The sequence below is a fragment of the Sphingomonas sp. SRS2 genome, assembly GCF_000971055.1.
In the GTDB taxonomy this organism is placed as follows: Bacteria; Pseudomonadota; Alphaproteobacteria; order Sphingomonadales; family Sphingomonadaceae; genus Rhizorhabdus.
In genome coordinates this window covers 1-250 of record NZ_LARW01000004.1, presented here as the reverse complement: position 1 = coordinate 250, position 250 = coordinate 1, and the positions used below count along the sequence as shown (strand labels likewise).

At 52.0% G+C, this 250-nt stretch carries 1 pseudogene; it reads right to left on the bottom strand.

From position 1 onward, the window contains the following. Positions 1-139 precede the first annotated feature (139 nt). Positions 140-250 (bottom strand): annotated as a pseudogene (locus WP12_RS25625) (IS5/IS1182 family transposase); the annotation flags it as partial.

Sequence of the window (250 nt, the reverse complement as noted above, 5' to 3'; positions counted from 1 at the left end):
GGTATCTTACCCAGACAATGCGGTTCCATCTTTGCCCACTGGGCGTCGGTCAGTACGAAGCGTTCCATCCAAAGTGTGAATCACATCTCCCCAAAAATGTGAATCCTAAATCCCCACAACCCCTAGGGGTTGTGGGGATTCATCGCGAGTTGATGACGGCTGCGGCGAGGTAGATCATTGCGGAGAAGCTTAGATCGGTTTTGCAGGCGCGCATGGCGATGCGCTTGAACTCTTTGAGTTTGCAGAAGAA